General features: G+C 73.3%; 13 protein-coding genes. 6 read left to right on the top strand and 7 right to left on the bottom strand.

Translation table 11 applies throughout. From position 1 onward, the window contains the following. Positions 1 to 67 precede the first annotated feature (67 nt). From HD601_RS05550 to HD601_RS05540, 3 genes are all read left to right on the top strand, one after another. Positions 68 to 1,543 carry a Gfo/Idh/MocA family oxidoreductase gene (locus tag HD601_RS05550; protein ID WP_184820046.1) on the top strand — a complete coding sequence of 492 codons (1,476 nt, stop codon included), beginning with the start codon at positions 68 to 70 and terminating at the stop codon, positions 1,541 to 1,543. Between the two features lie 96 nt (positions 1,544 to 1,639). Then, positions 1,640 to 1,891 (top strand): type II toxin-antitoxin system VapB family antitoxin, encoded by a 252-nt coding sequence (locus tag HD601_RS05545; protein ID WP_184820045.1) that lies wholly within the window; start codon positions 1,640 to 1,642, stop codon positions 1,889 to 1,891. Continuing rightward, the gene (locus HD601_RS05540) at positions 1,888 to 2,304 is read left to right on the top strand and encodes a PIN domain-containing protein (protein ID WP_184820044.1); all 417 of its coding nucleotides are present in this window, start codon (positions 1,888 to 1,890) and stop codon (positions 2,302 to 2,304) included. The genes HD601_RS05545 and HD601_RS05540 overlap by 4 nt, the downstream gene beginning before the upstream one ends. Before the next feature lie 91 nt (positions 2,305 to 2,395). On the opposite strand, the gene HD601_RS05535 is transcribed toward HD601_RS05540, so the two are convergent. The 3 genes from HD601_RS05535 to HD601_RS05525 all read right to left on the bottom strand — a co-directional run bounded on the left by HD601_RS05535 (position 2,396) and on the right by HD601_RS05525 (position 10,889). Further along, positions 2,396 to 3,655 carry a DUF4143 domain-containing protein gene (locus tag HD601_RS05535; protein ID WP_184820043.1) on the bottom strand — a complete coding sequence of 420 codons (1,260 nt, stop codon included), beginning with the start codon at positions 3,653 to 3,655 and terminating at the stop codon, positions 2,396 to 2,398. 140 nt (positions 3,656 to 3,795) lie between these two features. Beyond that, positions 3,796 to 6,489, bottom strand: a complete 2,694-nt coding sequence (locus HD601_RS05530; RefSeq protein ID WP_184820042.1) for a carboxypeptidase regulatory-like domain-containing protein — start codon at positions 6,487 to 6,489, stop codon at positions 3,796 to 3,798. A 29-nt stretch (positions 6,490 to 6,518) separates the two neighbouring features. Further along, a complete protein-coding gene (locus HD601_RS05525) occupies positions 6,519 to 10,889 on the bottom strand; it encodes a S8 family serine peptidase (RefSeq protein WP_184820041.1) in 4,371 nt (1,456 codons plus the stop codon). Between the two features lie 117 nt (positions 10,890 to 11,006). On the opposite strand from HD601_RS05525, the gene HD601_RS05520 reads away from it, so the two are divergent. Continuing rightward, the gene (locus HD601_RS05520; protein ID WP_184820040.1) at positions 11,007 to 12,002 is read left to right on the top strand and encodes a helix-turn-helix domain-containing protein; all 996 of its coding nucleotides are present in this window, start codon (positions 11,007 to 11,009) and stop codon (positions 12,000 to 12,002) included. 307 nt (positions 12,003 to 12,309) lie between these two features. Here the strand turns inward: HD601_RS05520 and HD601_RS05515 are convergent, their stop codons facing one another. The 4 genes from HD601_RS05515 to HD601_RS05500 form a co-directional block, all read right to left on the bottom strand. Further along, positions 12,310 to 12,804 (bottom strand): hypothetical protein, encoded by a 495-nt coding sequence (locus HD601_RS05515; protein WP_221440563.1) that lies wholly within the window; start codon positions 12,802 to 12,804, stop codon positions 12,310 to 12,312. A 230-nt stretch (positions 12,805 to 13,034) separates the two neighbouring features. Beyond that, positions 13,035 to 15,422 (bottom strand): helicase C-terminal domain-containing protein, encoded by a 2,388-nt coding sequence (locus tag HD601_RS05510; protein WP_184820039.1) that lies wholly within the window; start codon positions 15,420 to 15,422, stop codon positions 13,035 to 13,037. A 38-nt stretch (positions 15,423 to 15,460) separates the two neighbouring features. Next, positions 15,461 to 15,601 (bottom strand): hypothetical protein, encoded by a 141-nt coding sequence (locus HD601_RS05505; RefSeq protein ID WP_157574734.1) that lies wholly within the window; start codon positions 15,599 to 15,601, stop codon positions 15,461 to 15,463. 46 nt (positions 15,602 to 15,647) lie between these two features. Continuing rightward, positions 15,648 to 16,232, bottom strand: a complete 585-nt coding sequence (locus HD601_RS05500) for a TetR/AcrR family transcriptional regulator (protein WP_184820037.1) — start codon at positions 16,230 to 16,232, stop codon at positions 15,648 to 15,650. Positions 16,233 to 16,291: 59 nt separating this feature from the next. On the opposite strand from HD601_RS05500, the gene HD601_RS05495 reads away from it, so the two are divergent. Together HD601_RS05495 and HD601_RS05490 are read left to right on the top strand one after the other, a co-directional pair. Next, positions 16,292 to 17,512: an NAD(P)/FAD-dependent oxidoreductase gene (locus HD601_RS05495; protein ID WP_184820035.1), complete on the top strand. Its 1,221-nt coding sequence runs from the start codon at positions 16,292 to 16,294 to the stop codon at positions 17,510 to 17,512. A gap of 117 nt (positions 17,513 to 17,629) precedes the next feature. Continuing rightward, a complete protein-coding gene (locus HD601_RS05490) occupies positions 17,630 to 18,859 on the top strand; it encodes an MFS transporter (protein WP_184820033.1) in 1,230 nt (409 codons plus the stop codon). Positions 18,860 to 18,862 lie beyond the last annotated feature (3 nt).

The following is an 18,862-nucleotide window of genomic DNA, read 5'->3' as shown; positions in this document are numbered from 1 at the left end:
GATTGTGTGACGAATACTGCTCGTTACGCCGTGAAAGTTTGCATGATCGATCAAGGGAGTGATTCGCGTGGCCCTTCCGCACAGGTATCGACCCTCCCGTCGCGACATCATCAGGACCGGCGCCGCGATCGGCGCCGCCGCCGGCCTCGGTGGGACCGCCGCCGGAGTCGCGGGCGCCTCGTCCGCGCCCGACGAGGCCGGCGCGGACGACACCCGCCGCGAGCCGCCGCGCATCAAGGGGCGCGAGCGGTCCATGGCCGAGGTGCCGTTCGAGGGGTTCGAGCACGTCCGCGTCGGCCTCATCGGCCTCGGCGAGCGCGGCGGCGGCCAGGACGTCCGCTGGGGCGCCGTCTCGAACGTCACCGCCGTCTGCGACATCCGGCCCGAGCGGGTCAGCCGCACCATCGGGCGCATCATGGCGCAGGGCTTCCAGGACACCGAGCCGGTCGGCTACTCCGACGGCGAGGAGGACTTCCTGAACCTGGTCCGCCGCGACGACATCGACCTCGTCTACGTCGCGACGCCGTGGGAGTGGCACTACCCGCAGGCCAAGGCCGCCATGGAGCACGGCAAGCACGTCGCCGTCGAGCTGCCCATCTCGCCTCACCTGGACGAGATCTGGGACCTCGTGCGCACCTCGGAGCGCACCGGCAAGCACTGCATGCTGCTCGAGAACGTCAACTACTTCCGGCCCGAGCTGCGGATGTTCAACATGGCCCAGGCCGGGCTGTTCGGCGAGCTGCAGCACGCGTCCGGCGGCTACGTGCATGACCTCCGCTGGCCGTACTTCTTCGGCGGGGCGTACTACCCGGAGTACTGGCGGCGGCACTGGCAGACCCGGATGAACGCCCTGCACTACCCGATGCACGGCCTGGGTCCGGTGTCGGCGACCATGGGCATCAACCGCGGCGACCGCTTCGCCGAGCTGGTCGCCGTCGCGTCGCCGCCGATGAACCTCGCCCTGTTCCGCGAGAACGACCCGCGCGTCGGCCCCGACCACTCCTCCTGGGACGACGACGAGTACATCTCCGGCGACCGCCACACCGCCCTCATCAAGACCGCGAACGGCCGGATGATCCGGGTCGAGCACGACGTCAACTCGCCGCACCCCTACAGCCGCGAGACCACTCTCACCGGCAGCAGTGGTGTCGTCGAGCTGGACAACGCCCGCATCTACCTCGAGTCGCTCGGACACACGAACCACTCGTGGCGCACCGGCTCGGCCTTCAACTCGATCATGGCGGAGCACGACCACTGGCTCTGGCCGGCCCTGGAGGACCTCGCCGACCAGTACGGCGGCCACGGCGGCGGCGACTTCATCGCCATCTTCCGCCTGGTGCAGCTCATGCGGCTGGGCATGACGCCCGACATCGACGTGTACGACTCCGCGGCCTGGTGCTCGGTCATCCCGCTCAGCCACGAGTCGATGAAGGGCGGGCGCATCAAGGCGGTCAAGGTGCCCGACTTCACGCGCGGCTACTGGGAGGACCCCCGGCCCACCTTCGACCGCGAACGCCCGGACGACCCCTGGCTCGACGGCTGACGGGTTTCGTCTCCGCTCTCGGCGGGGTGTGCGGGATGCCGGTCCCGCTCACCCCGCCGCTTTCTAGAATTCTCTTCCTCGCGGTAGAATTCTGGCATGGCCCTGAGTATCAAGAGTGACGAAGCGGATCGGCTGGCCCGCGAACTGTCCGGGGTGACCGGGGAGTCTCTGACGACTGCTGTGGTCATCGCGTTGCGCGAACGACTCGACCGTGAGCGTGGCGGATCTCGCAACCGCATCAGCCGGCGGCTGCGTGCGCTTCAAGCCGATCTTCGTGGTCACGAGGTCGTCGATGCGCGCTCCGCTGAGGAGATCCTCGGCTACGACGAGCACGGCCTGCCCCGGTGACCGATGGCGCCCAGGCACTCGTCGTCGACACTTCGGCGGTCGTCGCCATCCTGACCGGCGAGAACGGAGCCGACTGGCTGATCGACACCCTGTCGGCCACGCGGCACCGATACATGGCGTCGGCCACCTACCTCGAGCTCGGCATCGTGCTCGAGACCCGCATGGGACCCGTCGCGACGGGAGCGGCGGCTCGTTTCGTCCGCGATTCCGACATCGAACTGGTCGAGGTCGATCCGGTCATCGCGGAGCGGGCGCTGGAGGGATGGCGGCTGTTCGGCAAGGGCCGTCACCCGGCCGCACTCAACTATGGGGACTGCTTCACGTACGGCGTAGCCGCCGAACTCGGCATCCCGGTCCTCTGCGTCGGCGACGACTTCGCCCGTACCCACCTCGAGGTGCTCCGCCCGTCATGATCACCCCGAGTGCCGCGTCAAGCCACGTAGCGACCACGCGACGGGACAGCGGTTGTCGAGATCGTCCGCACGGGCCTCGCCGTCACCGCCGTCAGAGGTCGTGGTGGTGCCACATCGCGGAGAGTGGAAGTGCGGTCATGCCGTCTCCGAACGGCAGCGACTCGGTACCCAGGTAGAGGACGTAGCCGCCCGCGAACCGGTCGCCCACTCGGTCGCGGAGCCAGCGGAGGTGCCGGAAGTCGCCCGCACCCACCGACGAAGAGGCCTTGACCTCGATGCCGACGATCTGGCCGTTACGCCGTTCGAGGACGAAGTCGACCTCGCGACCGTCGTGGTCGCGGTAGAAGTGCAGCGAGGCGCCGAGGTCGCTGACGGCGAGCAGCCTCGTGAGCTCCGCGTAGACGAAGCACTCCACCATGGCGCCGAGCGAGGAATGCCCGGGCGCTGTGAGGGCGTCGGCATCGACCTGGAGCAGATGGGCCGCCAGGCCTGCGTCGGTGGGATAGACCTTCGGCGTCTTGACCAGCCTCGTCGTGATGTTCGAGGACCAGGGCGAGACGCGGCCCGTCAGGAAGACGGTGTCGAGATGGGTCAGGTAATCGCGCACGGTGGCCTGATTGAGCTGCAGGCTCTGAGCGACATCGGAGACGACGAGCTGGCTGCCGGCCCGCGCCGTCACCAGGGCGAGCAGTCTTGGCAGGATCTCGGCGTGCCGCACCTGGGCGAAGCTCGCGACGTCTCGCAGGACGACCGTGCTGAGGTATCCGTCGAACCAGCCGTGTCGCAGATTCGCGGCCTGCAATCGCAGGACCTCTGGGTAGCCGCCGGTGCAGAAGAGATCGGCGTAGCGGTCGCGGGTCCATGGTGACGTGGCGGCCTGCGTCAGTTGCGCGCTGTCGCCGAACAGCAGCGCACAGAAGTCGGCCGGTGCTCCCGTGCGTTCCGCTACGGCGAAGGGCCAGACCTCGACGAAGACCGCCCGGCCGGCCAGCGACTCGGAGATGGTCGGGACGGTCAGGAACCGCGTCGACCCGGAGAGGATGAACTGGCCGGGTGTGTCGTCGCGGTCGACCACGTATTTGATGGCGACGACCAGGTCGTCTCCGCCGCGCTGGACCTCGTCGATCATCCTCGGCGTCGCGCCGAATCGCACGAATCCCGCGGGATCGGCGAGCGCCGACCGGAGCGTCGTGGCGTCGTCCAACGAGCGGAGTGAGCCGCCTCGGTTCGCTTCGAACAACCTGAGCAGGGTGGTCTTGCCGGCTTGCCGCGGTCCGTTGACCACGACGACCCGGAAGGCGCCGGTCCGTTCCGCCAGCCGGTCTTGCGCCAGCCTCGGCAGATAATTCACGCCACCATACTAATTGAAATTTGGAGAACGTGCTAACAGATTTTACGATCTTGATTCGACGTCCCGAGCCCTTGATCATCACTGATCCAACCACCCATAGGGGGCCGGATCATTGATGATCAGGGGCCGCAGCCCACCCGTCACGGGCAGGCGATGTGGCGCAACACCAGGTCGAGGTCGGTGACCTTGCCGGGCGCGACCCGGGCCGTCACCGTGTGCGGGATCCAGGTGTCGTCGCCGGCGACGACGCGCAACGGGTTCTGCCGCACCGGGAGCCACAGCACGTACCGGCCCTCGGCGTCGGTGCGCAGGGTGTGCGACTCGTCGCGGCCGTCGATCCAGATCTCTGCCCCGGTCAGCGGCACGACGGAACCAGAGCAGGTCCGGCCGCTCAGCGTCCCCGCCACCGCGCCCCATGTCCGCGGCGCCACCGTGTCGAAGCGCACGCCGATCTCGCGCTGGTCGTACGGGGTGTCGTCGCCGCGGACGAGGACGGCGCCGGAGTACGTGCCCGGCCCGTCGGCCGCCGCGCCCGCCAGCGAGACCGTCACCTCCATGCTCTCGCCCGGCGCCAGCGTCTCCGCGGGCCCCGCCGACCCCGCGAGCGACAGCCACGAGGCGTCCCGGTCGCTGCCGCAGTCGGTGTAGCCGGGCAGCGTCTCGACGAACGGGCGGCCGGCGTAGCCGGCGTCGCCGCCGCCGACGCGGTGGAAGCCGCAGGTGCTGCCGCCCCGGGCCAGCGCGTTGACCGCGGCCGACAGCTCGGACCAGGCGTCCGAGACCGGGTCGTAGGAGAACCCGGCGTTGGTGGAGTCGTGGTACCGCCCGCCGCTGACCCCGCCGGACACCAGCAGCCTCCCGTCGGCGACGGTGTGGGCGGCGCCGGAGAGCTCCATCGGCAACGGCGCCACCGCGGTCCAGGTGCCCATCTTCGGGTCGTACGCGTACGCCGCGGTCTTCGTCGGGCCGCGCTGGACCAGGCCGCCGGCGCAGTAGCCCTTGGCCTCGATCGCGCCGCAGGCCGGCTCGGCGATCGGCTCGGGATAGTCGGCCACCTGCTCCCACTCCCGCGCTGCGGGGTCGTAGCGGAACACGTCGTCGGTGCCGCAGTCCTCGTCCTCGTCGCTGAAGCAGCCGCCGACCACGTACATGAGCCCGTCGAGCACGAAGCTGCCGGCCATCTGGACGGGGACCGGGGAACCCGGCTCGGTGGTCCAGCTGTTCGTCGCCGGGTCGTAGACGTCGGTGCCGGGGGAGATGCCGTTCTCGTAGATGCCCGGCTCCCGCCCGCCGGTCACGTAGAGCCGGCCGCCGACGAACTCGCCGGCGGGAGCGCCGCGGCCGTGCGGCATGGCCGGCAGCGGTTGCCAGCCCTCGCCCGACGCCGGGTCGAGGACGAAGCCACGGGTGGTCGCGTAGTCGAAGCCGGACTCGCCGCCGACGGAGTAGAGGCGCCCCTCGTGCAGTCCGGCGACGTTGTCGACGATGTTGATCGGGTAGTCCGGCAGCGCCTCCCAGGCCGGCGCGCCCGGCCCGGCGGAGATCGACGCCGACGCCGACCCCGTCGTGCGCGGGTGCCCGGTCGTGTTCGGCACGAACGACACCGGCCGCTCCGCCAGCGTGACGGCGGTGGGCGCGGTGCCCTCGTTGGTGACGGTGACAGTGGCGGTCGCGTCCGCGCCGAGGTCCGCCGACGACGACACCGACGACACGCTGGTGGTCAGCAGCCCGGCGCCGAGTGCGAAGTCCGCCGTCGCCGTCGTTCCCGCTGCGATCCGGACCGCCGACGACCCGTCCTGGTACTGCAGCCGGCTCGCCGTCACGTCGTGCGAGCCGGTGCCGGGCACGAACATCCAGTAGAACCCGTCCCCGTCGGTCGTCGCGGCAGCGTCCGACCCGGCCTCCACAAGAGAGCCCGCCACGGCCGCACCCGTGTTGCCGTCCGTCACATGCCCGGCGAGCAGCCCGCCGTCGACGGGGTCGCAGCTGCGGTTGCCGACGAACACGTCGTCGAGCTGCCAGCCGTTCGCCGCGGTGTACGGCCCCTCGTGGTAGCGGAACCGCACCCGCACGTCGGACCGTCCGGCCGCCTGCGGGACCGGCACCAGCTCCGTCGCCGGGCCGTACACCGGCTCGACGCGGTGCCAGACCGTCTCCCAGCTGACGCCGCCGTCCAGCGACAGGTCGACGTCGGCGATGCCGCCGGGCTCGTCCCAGACCCAGGTGTCGAAGTGGTGCGCGAACCCGATCGCCGGCTCCGCCACGCCGGTGAGGTCGAGCACGGGCGTCACCAGCGCGGTGTCCTGCCGGGTCACGTAGCCGTAGAACTCGCCGTCGACGATCGCGAACCCGGACCGCCCGCCGGTGAGGTTGCCGCGCTCGCCGGGGTCGTCGAAGCGCCAGTTCTCGCCGTCGCCGACCTCGTCGGTGACGGTCCAGCCCGCGGGCAGTCCGTCGTCGAAGCTCGCGGCGACGCCGTCGGACGCCAGCGCGTATCCGGGGGCGAAGCAGCGGACCGGGTCGACCTCGAGCGCGACGTCCGCGTCCGAGCCGGAGAGCGACACCGTCGTCGCCGGGTACCCCGGGTAGCGGCTGGTCACCGTCGCCGTGTGCTCACCGGGCGGCAGGTCGAGCGAGAACGCGCCGGTCACCGGGTCGGTCACCGCGCTCATGCCGTCGACCGTCACGTCCGCCCACAGCGGCCAGCCCTGCCCGGACCCGTCGCGGACGGTTCCCTCGACGGTGACGGCGTCGGCTGCGGCCGCCGCCGGGGTCAGGGCCGCGGCCGTCAGCGCGGCCGAGACCACCGCCGTCATGCCTCGCCGTCGGTTCATCGGTGCTCCCTGTCGTTCGCGCCGGGCGGTCATCGGCCGCATCCGGTCTGGCGGAGGGTGAAGTCGCGGACGGTGTCGCGGCCGGCCCGCACCCGCAGCTCGGCGGTCTGCGGCTGGTAGCCGCTCTTGACGACGACGGCGTCGACGGGATTGGCGGCCCGGTCGAACCAGGTCGCGTACCGGCCGTCGGGGCCGGCGACCAGGGTCCGCGAACCGGTCGCGCCGTCCAGCTGTACGACGGCGCCGGGCAGCGGTGCCGTCGCCCCGGCGCAGGACCGGCCGAGCGCGGTCCCAGTGAGCCGGCCCCACGTCGACGGCGCCGACACCGTCAGGTGGACGGGGACCGCGGCGGCGTCGTACGGGGTGTCGTCGCGCAGCACCAGGGCCGCCGACACCGCGCCGGGCTGCTCCAGCGCCGACGCGTCGAACGTCAGCGTGACCTCCGCCGCCTCGCCGGGCGCCAGCGTCAGCGTCGGCGGGTCGGCGGCCAGCCAGCCGACGGCGTCGCCGGAGCCGCAGTTCGCCCAGCCCGGCAGGACGGCCGTGGCGCTGGTCGTGCCGGGGCCGGTGCTGCCGCCGACGGTGTGGAAGCCACAGGCGCTGCCGGCCCGGTACACCGGCTGCGGGGCGTTCGGGATGGGCGCCCAGGTGTCGGTGGCGGGGTCGTAGGCGAACCCCTCGTTCGTGACGACCCCGGCGTCGTCGGTGACGCCGCCGGACACGATCAGCCTGCCGTCGGCCGCCGCGTACGCCGAGCCCCACAACCCGATCGGCAGCTCGGCCAGCTCGGTCCAGGAGTCGGCCGCGGGATCGTACACGTAGGTGGACGTGAGCTCGTTCAGCCCTTCGCCGCGTGCCCCGCCCGCGCAGTAGAGCTTGTGGTCGATGGCGCCGCAGGACACCAGCGCGGTCTCCTCGGGGTAGTCGGCCACCTGCTCCCACCGCCCGGCCGCGGCGTCGAGCCGCAGGACGTCGGTGCTGCCGCAGTCGCCGGGGCAGCCGCCGACGACGTAGAGCATGTCGTCCAGGACCGCCGAGCCCGCGCTGGTCACGGCCTTCGGCATCGCCGGGCCGGGCGACCAGGTGTCGGTGCGCGGGTCGTACACGTCGACGTCGACGCGGGTGGCGCCGGTGCTGCTCCAGCCGCCGGCCGCGTAGAACCGGCCGTGCAGGAAGCCGCCCATCGGCCGCTGCCGGGCCCGTGGCAGCGGTGCGATCGGCTCCCACTCGCCGTCGCCGTCGTGCACGTAGGCGGCGCTCGTCGCGCCGGACCCGGTCGCGCCGCCGACGGAGTACAGGCGCCCGTCCAGCACGTCGACCGCGCTGTCCCAGACGGGGGACGGGTAGTCGGCCAGCAGCGCCCAGGGGGCGATCGGCTCGCCAGCCACTGCGGTGCCGGCGGCGCCGGTCGCTTCGCTGCTGGTCAGCTCGGGTCCGGCGGTGAAGGTGCCGGACACCCGCTGGACCGGCGCGCCGGCACCGGTGGCCGACGGGGCGCTGACGCCGGGCCGCTCGGTGAGGTCCAGCGTGGCCGGGGCGCTGCCGTCGTTGGCGACCGTGACCGTCGCGGTCGCAATCCCGCCGAGGACGACCGCGCCGTCGACCCGGTCCTCGCGGAGGTCCAGCCGCCCGGCCGGCAGCGCGAACTCGACCGGCGTGACGGCGTCCGCCGCGACGTCGACGGTGCGGGTCGCGTCGGTGTATCTGGTCCGCGCGCCGGTGAACGCCTGCTCGCCGGGACCGGGGACGAAGGTCCAGAAGAAGCCGTCGCCGAGGCCCGGGTCGTCCGGCGTGGCGACGGTGGTGACGGTCAGTGCGGGGTCGGCGACGGTCACCGTCGCCCCGACGATCGGCGTCTCGGTGTTGGCGTCGACCACGTGCCCGGTCAGCAGCCCGCCGTCGACCGTGGCGCAGTTGCGCTGCCCGAGCACGACGTCGTCGACCTGCCACCAGCCGTTGTAGGCCGAGGCGAAGGTGAACCGCACGCGCACGTCCGGCTGGCCGGCGGCCGCCGGGATCGGCAGCTGCAGCTCCTCCTCGTAGATGCCCTCGAAGCCGCTGTGCGACCAGACGGTCGACCAGGTGGCGCCGCCGTCGACGGACAGGTCGACGCCGATGTTCGCGTCGGACGAGTAGTCCGTCCTGAACCAGAGCGCCGGCACGTCCACCCCGGTGAGGTCGATGACGGGCGAGACGAGGTCGGTGTCCTGGCGGCCGTCCGGACCGTAGAGCGGGCTGAAGACGGAGGCGAAGTTGCCCTCGCCGCCGGTGCGGTTGTAGTCGTCGTGCGGGAACCGCCAGACCTGGCCGTTGCCCACGTGGTCGGCGACGGACCAGCCGGGCGGGGCGGTGTCGGGGTCGAACGTCTCGGTGTACGTGACGACGCGGTCGCGCTCCTCGTAGCCGGGCGCGGTGCAGGCGTACCCGTCCGCGGCCAGCGCGACGTCGTGGGTCGCGGCACCGGTGAGGTCGACGCTCGTGGCCGACGGCGTCAGCCCCGGTGCGAGCGCCTCGACGGTGACGTCGTAGCGGTCGCCCGCGGGCAGCTCGATGGCGTACGTGCCGTCGACCGGGTCGGTGTAGTACGTGCCGTCCGGGACGCCGTCGACGGTGATCGTGGCGTAGAGCGGCCAGCCGTGGTCCGAGCCCTCGGTGACGGTTCCGGTGAGCGTCGCCGTCGGCCGCGCCGTCAGCGCCAGGTCCAGCGTCGTCGCCTCGCCGGTGCGGACGGTCGCCGAGCCGGCGCCGTCGTCGTACCCGAAGAGCGACCCGGTCACGTCGTAGTCGCCGACCGGCAGCTGCACCGACCACGTGCCGTCGGGCGCCGTGCTGAGCCGGCGGTTCGCCGGGCCGGCGATGGCGACGGAGACGCCGCCGAGGCCCGTGCCGTCCGCGTCGGTGACCGTGCCGCGCAGCACCCCGGTGTCGCCGCGCGGCGCCGCCTCGATCGCGGCGTAGACGTTCAGCCGGCCCTCGCCGAAGACGTTGTTGTTCGACGGGGTGCCACCGCAGCTGGTGTCGTCGGTGTCGATCGCCTTCTCGTCCAGCAGCGCGCGTGTGGCGTCGATGTCGCCGATCACCGCCGGCGCCGACGACCACAGCAGCGCCACCGCGCCGGACACGTGCGGCGTCGCCATCGAGGTGCCGCTCCAGCTCGCGTACGTGCCGCCGGGGAGCGACGAGCGGATCAGGACGCCGGGCGCGGCGATGTCCGGCTTGGTCTCGCCCTCGAAGCCGGGGCCGCGGCTGGACTGCGGGTCGATGACGTGCTCGATGTCGTACATGCCGGCGCTGTACGTGCCCGCGCCGTTGCCCGGGTTCTCCGCCGAGCCGCAGGACGGGCCGGAGTTGCCGTTGGCGAACGCCGGGAAGATCCCCGCCGCGACCCACGCCTCGACCAGGTCGTCGTACCAGCGCGCGGTCGTGCCGCCGCCCCACGAGTTGTTCACGATGTGCGGGCGCAGGTCCGGCCGCGGGTTCTCGCCGTCGAGGTCGGTGGGCGCCAGCATCCACTCGCCCGAGGCCAGCAGCGCGAAGTCCGTGCAGCCGTCGCTCTCGCAGCCCTTCGCCGCGATCCAGCGGGCGCCCGGGGCGACGCCGATCTGGGCCCCCTCGCCGGTGCCGGTCATGGTGCCGGTGACGTGGGTGCCATGGCCGTTGTTGTCGCACGGCTGCGGCGTGCTGCCGGCACAGACCTTCGCGGGGTCGTACCAGTTGTACTCGTGGTCGAACGTGCCGTCGCCGTTGCTGCCGCGGTACTGGCCGGCCAGCGCCGGGTGGTCGAACTCGACGCCGGTGTCGATGCTGGCGACGACGATGCTCTCGCCCCGCGTGCCGAAGTCGGCCCACACGTCGTCGGCGCGGATGTCGGCGACGCCCCACTCGACGGCCTCCGCCGTCGCGGCGAGGGGTGCGACGTCCTGGCGCGGCTCCGGCAGCGCGTAGGTGCGGGCCGGCTCGATCTCGGCGACCTCCGTCCGTCCGGCCAGCCGGGTGGCCAGCTCCTCGGTGCCGTCGACGACGTAGATGACGTTCGAGGCGTGGAAGGCGCGGTACTCGACACCGGCCGCGTCGAGCTGGCGGCGGACCGCGCGCTGGCTGCGGTCGGCGGTCCGGCGCAGGGCCTCGACGACGGCGGCGCCGCGGTCCGCCCAGTCGTCGACGGCGGCCGCGGCGGCCAGGTCGGCGCGCTGCTCGAAGGAGATCAGGAAGTCGGCCGTGGCGCCGTCGTCGAGCTGGCGCGACAGGGTGGTGTCGAGCTTGTCCTCGGGCGCCTGCGGCGGGGGTGTGGCTTCGGCGGGTTCGGGGGCGGCCGCCGATGGTGCCGCCGTCGCCGCCGTCAGGGACAGCAGGGCCAGAGCGGTCGCGAGCCAGCGGCGACGGGGGGAGTCGTGCCTCACGGGGGTCTCCTGGGGTGGCACAAAGGGGGCGATGCCGACGTTTGCGGGTGAACGTAACGGTCGCGGCCGGTGCCAGGCACCACTTCACGTGTGACGCACTAGAGTCACGTCACACTTATGACACTGCAGAGCGACGGCGCCGCGAGCCGCCGACGGCTGTCGGCCATCGGCCTGAGCGAGGCCGAGGAGTCGGTCTACCGCGCCCTGCTCGACCTCGGCCCTGCCACCGGCGCCGACCTCGCCGCCCGGCTCGGCACCGACGAGCGCGACGTGCTGCTCGCCGTCCAGTCGCTCGAGGCCGCCGGGCTGGCCGGGCGCACCACCACCCGGCCGCCCCGGTTCACCGCCGTCCCGCCCGAGGTCGCGTTCGAGCCGCTGCTCTTGCACCGTCAGCAGGAGCTGCAGTCGGTCCGAGCCGAGGTGCACGAGCTGCAGCACCGCTACCGCGAGAGCATGCTCGTCTCGTCCGCGGCCGACGCGCTGCAGCTGGTCACCGAGCCGGCCGCCATCGTGCAGCGGTTCGAGCAGCTGCAGCTGTCGGCGCGCTCGGAGGTGCTGGTCTTCGACAAGCCGCCGTACGTCGGGTCCATCGAGGGCAACATCGACATCGAGCTGCGCATGCTGGCGCAGGGCGTGCGCTACCGCGGCCTGTACGACCGGCAGGCGCTCGAGGAGCCGGCGAAGGTGCGGGCGCTGACGGAGCTGCTGGCCGCCGGCGAGGAGGCCCGGTGCATGGCCGAGCTGCCGATGAAGCTCGCCATCGCCGACCGCGAGGTCGCCATGATGCCGCTACGGGTGCGCGAGAGCACCGGCGCCCTGGTGATCCACGCGTCGTCGCTGCTGGACGCGTTGTGCGCGCTGTTCGAGACGCTCTGGAACTCGGCGGCGACGGTGAACCTCGACCGCCCCGACGGCGTCGACGACATCCTCGGCCCGGACGAGCACCTGCTGCTCGGCCTCGTGGCGTCGGGCATCAAGGACGACGCGATCGGCCGCCAGCTCGGCGTCGGCCGGCGGACCGTCCAGCGGCGCATCACCGAGCTGCAGGAGCGCCTCGGCACGACGACCCGCATCGGCCTCGTGGTCGAGGCCGCCCACCGCGGCTGGATCTGATACCCCCGGCGATGCCGTATTCGACGAGCGACTCGGGCGTTGTCGACGGTGCGGCATCGCTGCGGAAACGATGCGCCATCACTGTCGCGGACACGACAGTGATCTCACATCGTCGGTGCAACGTTCCCTCTCCGTTCACGCCCGCCCCACACGACCGCGCCGCCGGCGAATCGTCATGAGCGCCAGGCCCTTCTCCCTGGCGAGGCACACTCCTGAGGACGTCCGCGACCGATCTTCGGAGGGAGTCGAGTAGCGGAAATTCTGTGATCGTAGTAACAGATTTGGCGATCTTGGTCCGCTCGACCCCTCAGGACGTGCGGGCGGCGCTGGGCGGCCAGACGACGGTAACGGGGGTGCCGGCGTCGACCGCGAGGGCGACGGCGTCGGAAGTGCCGCCGGAGCCGTCCGCCGCGCGGCCGTCCCAGACCGCCACCAGCAGGTCGCTCCGGTCGATGACCTCGCGGCTGGCCGCCAGGTAGGCCGCTCGGCTCGAGGTCCGGAACGGCAGGGTCGTCACCGTCGCCGCCCGCGCGAGGAGGTCGTCGAACTCGGGCCGATCGGCGTCCTTCACGATCGCGTCGCGGTAGTCGGCCGCGGGCAGCACCACGTCGACCGCGCCGCCGAGCTCGAGGACGACGTGCGCGAAGATCCGGTCGGCGCCGCGGGCGAGGCAGGTCGCGCCGCGGAACTCGCCCGCGCCGTATGGGGCGAGCGTCGCGCGTAGCGCCCCGGCCACGAGGACGCGCGTCGCCTCCGGCAGGTCCATGTGCCCCGTGACCCCGATGACCGGCACGTGAGCCATCCCCCTCCTTGCGACCGCTGGTGCCCGCACGGGCCCCGATCATGGTCGATCATCAAGAGCGGGCTCACGGCGACGCCGGCCCCAACCATTCCACTCGCGCGCCGGGCACCTCACCCGCTCCCATACCGCATCGCCGCCGCGGACAGGCGACATTCAGTGCTCTGGCGGGTGAGGTGTGCCCGTGGCGAGTGAGGTGGTCGGGCCGAACGGCATGACACGAGACGGCGGGGTCAGGCGGCGTCGACGGGGGCGACGCCGCTGATGCGGTGGACGGCGAAGGAGCGGACCTCGCCGCTGCGGTGGTCGAAGGCCGACAGCCAGCCGCCCTCGATGCGGGCGGGGTCGACGAGCCGCTCCGTCGTGGAGCCGTGCTGGTCGACGTAGCCGATCCAGACGGTGGCGCCGGTCTCGAGTGCCTCGCGCAGGTCGGCCAGGGTGGTGGCGGCCGTCGTGCGGCCCGGGCGGGCCGGTGCGCCGTCGGCGGGGCGCTCGGCCCGGGACCGGTCGCCGGCCCGCAGTGCGCGGACGGCCGCGCCGAGCAGGGTCTCTTCGGGCGCGGTCAGTTCGGCGAGGGCGGGCCGGGGCGCGAACCGGGGCGTGGCCCGGCGCGGCTCCGTGCGGCCGATGACGATGGAGCCGTCGGCGGCCTCGGGGACCGGGCTGAAGCCGAGCTGGCGCAGCCGTTCGACCAGCGTGTTCGCCGCGATGCTCGACGCGAGCACCGTCGGGGCCAGTCGGCGCAGGCCCAGGCTGGACGAGCGCGGGTCGGCCATGATGGCGGCCAGCACGGTCTCGTCGTCGCAGCGGACGAACGCTGACGCGGCGCCGACGCGCAGCTGCCCGTGCGTGCGGGCGACGTCGTCGACGAGGTACGTGAGCGGCTGCGGCACGGGCGTGCGCGAGATGGTGGCCAGGAACGCGTGCACGTCGGCGGCCGTGCGCCCGGCGTCGAGCGCCCGCCGCAGCGATCCGGCCGTGAACCGGTGCACCGAGGCGCCGCCGCGGCTCTCGACGTCGGAGAGCAGGCCCAGCTCGCGCTCGAGGTCGGCCCGCAGCGGACCGGGCGCCACCGCCGTCAGGTCGGCCTGCAACAGCACGTGGTCCAGCGGTTGCGGCAGGCTCGCGCGCACCGCCTCGGCCGCCGCGACCACGGCGCGGTCGCCGGCCCGGCCCTCGAGGAACGGCCGTACGAACGAGGCCAGTGCGCCCATGCCGGTGAGCCCGAGCTGCTCGGCCTCGCGCAGCGTCCACCGGACGAGGTCGTCGCGGAACCGGCCGGCCCGGCGCGGCCGCCGCCACTGCAGGACGGCGAGCACGCCGACGAGGTCGGGCGCCCAGCCGGCCGGCAGCGCGGCCAGCTCCTCGAGCACCAGCCGGCGCACCTCGGGCGCGGCCGGCCGCTCGAGGTCGCGGCCGAGCGGGGCGATGGGCCGGTCCTTCTCGTCGCGGCTGCCGGCCAGCCCGGCGACCCGGCTGGTGGTGAGCCAGGCGTGCGCCAGAGCGGCCCAGCGGCGGGCCGGCTCCTCGCGCCGCCACACGTCGAACTCCGGGGTGGGCAGCCACACCTCGTCGAGGTCCTCGCTGGCGCCGACCAGCCCGGCGGCGTAGGCGACCTCGGCGATCAGCGCGCCGCCGGCCTCGTCGGTGTCGAGGAGGTCCGGCAGCCGGCGAAGGTCGCGGACGCCCAGCCCGCCGGTGCGCAGGACCGGCGGCGGCTCGGCCGCCCATGTGTCGAGCAGCAGCTCGACCTTGCGGGTGAGGTCGAACGCCCCGGCGCCGGCGGTGCGGTCGACGGTGACGGGCGTGCGCTCGGTGACCGGCGGGACGGGCGGCGCCGGCTGCGCCTCGGCGTGCACCAGCCCGCCGCGCAGGTGCAGCGCCACCTCGCGGGGCAGCACGACGGTGGTGGAGTCGACGGGCACCAGCAGGCCGACCGACAGCAGCAGGTCGATGGGGGTGCGGGCGGTCGCGCGGTCGGCCTCGCGCAGGGCGTCGTCGATGCGGCCGGTGGGCGGTCCGGGGGTGAGCGCGGCGAGCGCCGAGCGGGCGTCGTCGGTCAGCTCGGCCAGCAGCGCCGTCAGCGCGGCGTCGTCGGACAGCAGCGCAGCGACGGCCTCGGCGTCGCCGGCGTGGTCACCGGTCGCGGACAGCCCGAGGCCGCTCATGACGGCCGCGAGCCGCGACGGCGCCAGCGCGAGCAGCGCCTGGCGGGCCGGCGGGCCGAGCCCGGCGGGGTGCGGCCCGACGATCTCGTGCACGATGCGCGGCAGCCGCAGGTCGTCGTCGGGCCCCCAGAGCAGGGCCTGGGTGCGCAGCGTCACCAGGGCCTTGTCGACGGTGGCGTCGGCCACCCCGAGCGCGGCCCGGACGGCGTCGGGCGAGACCGGCGCCGGCGCGATGACCAGCGCGTCGACGACCTGCAGGGTGAACCGGTCGAGCCGGTCGAGCGCCCGGACGGCGGAGGCCCGAGTGGTCGCCCGCGACGCCAGCTGAGAGACGTCGGCAGGAACGGGAACCAGGAGGTCGGGCCGGGCGCGCAGCAGCGCCGCCAGCTCGTCGTCGGCGCGAGCGCGCAAGTCGTCGGCGAGACTGCGCGGAGCCGAGTCGTTCCCGGTCATCCGCTCTACGGTACGGCGTGCATCTGGCGTGCTGCGAATCAGAGCTTGCGGAGACGCTCCAGGAGCTCCGCACTGCGCTCGGCGGCTTCGACCCGGGCCTCGATATCGGCCGCCTTCAGCTCCGCGGTGATGTCGGGATCTACGGGAACCTCGAGGGGCTTGCGTCGTTCGACAGTCACATGCGCGACATTACCGGCCCTCCGGAAGTGGATCCAAGTCCCCGTCTCATCGTGCCGTGAGAGCGGTCAGGACGTCGTCCAGGTAGGCCTGCCGCTGCTCCGGGTCCGCCGGCAGGACGCCGGGCGTGGAGTGGGCGAGCTCCGCGTGGCCGAGGTAGGCGCTGTACGCGAGCAGCGCCCGCCGGTGCGCGGCGTCCGGCGCGAAGCCCATGCCCTCGAAGAGGGTGACGATGAGGCCGACCCGGGCGCGCGTGACGCGGTCCAGCGCCGCCGCCACCCGCGGATCGGCGGCTGACGCCAGCAGGGCCGGCCCGACGGGGTCCCGCTCGGCGATCGCGACGACCCGGGTGACCAGCCGGCGCAGCCGTCCCGCGGGCTCGTCGGGAAGCGCCGTGATCTCGCCGATGACGTCGGTCGTCGTGCGCTCCTCCCACCGCGCGAGGGCGGCGTCGAGCAGCGCGTCGCGGTTCGCGAAGTGCCAGTAGAAGCTGCCCTTGGTGGTCCCGAGCCCGACGGCCAGGGGCTCGACGGCGACCGCGGCCAGCCCGCCCTCGGCGATGGCGGCCAGCGCCGCGTCGGCCCAGTCGTCGCGGGTCAGCCGGCGGCGGGTCTTCTGCTCGGGCACCTCCATACGGTAGCGTACGGAACCACCATACGGTTACGTATGGTTCGGGGTGAGGGGGTCCGTCGATGGCGTACGACGTGATCGTGGTCGGTGCCCGCGTGGCCGGTGCGGCGACGGCGATGCTGCTGGCCAGGGCGGGACTCCGGGTCCTCGCGGTCGACCGGGCCGGGTTCCCGAGCGACACCGTGTCGTCGCACCAGGTGCACGTGCCCGCAGTGGCGCGGCTGGCCCGCTGGGGCCTGCTGGACCGGCTGGTCGCGGCCGGCACCCCGCCCACCCGCGAGGTGTGCTTCGACGCCGGCACCGTGGCCTTCACCGGGCGGTTCCCCGCGCACGACGGCGTCGACGCGCTGTACAGCCCGCGGCGCACGCTGCTCGACGCCGTCCTCGTCGACGCCGCCAGGGCGGCCGGCGCCGAGGTGCGCGAGCGGTTCCGAGTCGAGGAGCTGGTCCGGTCCGACGGTGCCGTGGTCGGCATCCGCGGCCGGTGCGGTGTCGCGGCGACATCGGTGACGGAGCGGGCGCCGCTGGTGATCGGCGCCGACGGCAAGCGCTCGTTCGTCGCCGCTTCGGTGGGCGCGCGGGTCCGGCGCAGCGCACCCGTGCGGACGTTCGCGAGCTACGGCTACTGGTCCGGCGTGCCGCTGGCCGCGGGGGAGATGTACCACCGGCCCGGGCGCGTGGTGGCGGCGTTCCCCACCAACGACGACCTGACCATGGTCTACGTCGCGGCGCCGCTGGCGGAGTTCGAGGCCGCGCGGCGCGACCTCGCGGCCCACCACTTGCGCAGCCTCGACCGCTGCGGCGACCTGGGTTCGCGAGTGCGCGGCGCCGTCCGCGTAGAGCGGCTCCGCACCACGCCCGACCAGCCGAACGCCGTCCGCGCCGCGCATGGGCCGGGCTGGGCGCTCGCCGGCGACGCGGGCGCCGTCCTCGACTCGGTGACGGCCCAGGGCATCTCGCACGCCCTCGCCGACGCGGAGTCGCTCGCGGCCGCCGTCGTCGCCGGGCTGGGCGGGACCGTGTCGCTCGCCGTCGCGCTGGCCGGCCACGAGCGGGAGCGCGACCGCCGCCTGCTGCCGATGTACGACCTCACCCTGCGCCTCGCCGAGCTGCGGCCGCGCCGCACCGACCACGCGCTGTTCGCCGCGCTCGCGGACCGGCCCGCGGAGATCGAGCGCTTCCTCGGCGCCCTTGCCGGCGTGGTCCCCGCCGACCAATTCTTCACGCCACGGGTGGTGTTGCGGCTGCTCGCCGCGGCCGGTCTCGATCGGCTCCGTGGTTGATGTCCAGAAGCTCCCGCTGCGTTGCGTTGTGTCCGATCCTCGGGTCGGCCAAGATGCATTGCCATGACTCAGCTCGACCCCCGGCAGGCGCGGACCCGCTACCTCATCCTGCTGGCCTTGCGCTGGCTGCCGTCCGGCATGTTGTTGCCCGTCCTGACGCTGCTGCCGCTGGATCGCGGCCTCACCCTGTCCGAGCTCGGGATGGCGGCAGCCGCTCAGGGTTTCGTGGTGTTCCTGCTGGAGCTTCCCACCGGTGGGTTGTCGGACTCACTCGGGCGTCGTCCGGTGATGGTCGCCGCCGGCTTGATCAGCCTTGTCGGGCTGGCTCTCATCCTCACTGCGGACTCGTTCGCCGTTTTCGCCTTGGCGTTCGCGGTTCAAGGTATCTATCGCGCCCTGGACAGCGGGCCGCTCGAGGCCTGGTACGTCGACGCCGTCCAGGCGCGTGATCCAGACGCCGACCTCTCCGAGGGTCTGTCGCGGGGTGGCACCGTCGCCGGAGTGGCGATCGGCGGCGGCGCTCTTCTCGCGGGCGCTCTGGTGGCTCTGGGCCCGATCGGCTCGATCGAGCCCTTGGCGGTACCCGTGGTCGTCGCCGCTGTATTCCGGGTCGTGTCGGTACTCGCCACCATGAAGCTGCTGGTGGAGCCGGGCCGCTCGATGAGTTGGAGCGCGTCGATCACTGCGGCCGGCGAGGTGCCGGGGGTCATCAGCGGGAGTCTTCGGCTCCTGCGGAGGTCGCGGATCCTCCAGGCACTGGTCTGCATCGAGCTGTGCTGGGGCATCGGCGCGATCGCCTACGAGTCCCTCACGCCGATCCGGATCGCCGAGGTCCTCGACGACGCTGACCGTGCCGGCGCGATCATGGGCCCGGCCGCCGCGGCGGCCTGGCTGGCCTCCGCCGGCGGAGCAGCGCTGACCCCGATGCTCTCTCGCCGGATCGGTGTGGCCCGGACGGCGGCGGCGACACGACTGGCGCAGGCGGTCTTCATCGCGACCATGACCCTGTTCGCCGGGCCGATCGGACTGGTGGTGGCCTTCCTGGCCTGTTATCTGGCCGACGGCGCCTCGAGTCCGATGCACATGACGCTGCTGCACAAGGAGGTGACCGGCGAACACCGGACGACCATCCTGTCGTTGAGCTCGATGGTCTTCCAGCCGGCTTCGGCGCTCGGTCTGCTCCTGCTGACGAACGTCGCGGAGGCGGCGTCGGTGACGAGCGCGATGCTCGTCGGGGCGGTCGCTGTCGCGCTGGCCGTGCCGCTCTACCTGCCCGCGTTCCGGGCAGAGCGACGGAGCGAGCTGGCCGGCGACGTGGAAGGGCCGCCGGCCGGCTCGATCAGCTGATGC

It is taken from the genome of Jiangella mangrovi, assembly GCF_014204975.1.
GTDB classification, from domain to species: domain Bacteria; phylum Actinomycetota; class Actinomycetes; order Jiangellales; family Jiangellaceae; genus Jiangella; species Jiangella mangrovi.
Note: the sequence above shows the minus strand (reverse complement) of the source record. Positions and strands in the feature narration are given on the sequence as shown.

Bases quoted from the DNA above. Each gene is read 5' to 3' on its own strand.
- HD601_RS05545 (WP_184820045.1), top strand. From the start codon at position 1,640: ATGGCCCTGAGTATCAAGAGTGACGAAGCGGATCGGCTGGCCCGCGAA.
- HD601_RS05530 (WP_184820042.1), bottom strand. From the start codon at position 6,489: ATGAACCGACGGCGAGGCATGACGGCGGTGGTCTCGGCCGCGCTGACG.
- HD601_RS05520 (WP_184820040.1), top strand. From the start codon at position 11,007: ATGACACTGCAGAGCGACGGCGCCGCGAGCCGCCGACGGCTGTCGGCC.
- HD601_RS05515 (WP_221440563.1), bottom strand. From the start codon at position 12,804: ATGGCTCACGTGCCGGTCATCGGGGTCACGGGGCACATGGACCTGCCG.
- HD601_RS05510 (WP_184820039.1), bottom strand. From the start codon at position 15,422: ATGACCGGGAACGACTCGGCTCCGCGCAGTCTCGCCGACGACTTGCGC.
- HD601_RS05500 (WP_184820037.1), bottom strand. From the start codon at position 16,232: ATGGAGGTGCCCGAGCAGAAGACCCGCCGCCGGCTGACCCGCGACGAC.
- HD601_RS05495 (WP_184820035.1), top strand. From the start codon at position 16,292: ATGGCGTACGACGTGATCGTGGTCGGTGCCCGCGTGGCCGGTGCGGCG.